The sequence below is a fragment of the Gluconobacter sp. DsW_058 genome (assembly GCF_002153615.1).
GTDB lineage: Bacteria > Pseudomonadota > Alphaproteobacteria > Acetobacterales > Acetobacteraceae > Gluconobacter > Gluconobacter cerinus.
On sequence record NZ_JOPH01000028.1, the window covers coordinates 1 to 571 of the forward strand.

1 protein-coding gene is annotated in these 571 nt (G+C 53.9%); it reads left to right on the top strand.

Annotated elements, in window-relative coordinates:
* Window positions 1-80 precede the first annotated feature (80 nt).
* The coding region (locus tag HK24_RS05805) for a transposase (protein WP_143412295.1) at window positions 81-571 on the top strand (491 nt) is incomplete at its 3' end.

Here is a 571-nt window from a genome sequence, read left to right on the forward strand (position 1 = left end):
TGGAGGGTTCGAAAAACCCTCTGGTTTTAAGGGTTCCTCTGTGATTCCATTTTCCCTTAGTTAATTGGGGATGATGGACGATGAAGCAGCCGGGTTTCTTTGATGTTGAAGAGCGGTTGGCCCGGTTAAGCGGGCTTGGCGATCAGCTCGAAGCATTTTCCCGGACTGTGGATTTTGAAGCGTTCCGTCCTGATCTGGAGAAGGCTCTGGCCTATTCAGATGGAAGTAAAGGCGGGCGACCGCCATTTGATCCGTTGCTGATGTTCAAGATCCTGGTCATCCAGACGCTCAACAATTTGTCTGATGAGCGGACGGAGTATCTCATCAACGACCGCCTGTCCTTCATGCGCTTCCTTGGTCTGAGACTGTCAGATCGAGTTCCGGATGCCAAAACAATCTGGCTGTTCCGTGAACGCCTGACCCAGGCGGGAGCGATCGAGGGTCTGTTCAATCGCTTTGATACAATCCTGCGGCACGCAGGCTATCTGCCGATGTCGGGCCAGATCCTGGATGCCACGCTTGTAGCGGCTCCGAAGCAGCGCAATACGAACGCTGAGAAAGCCGACCTCCG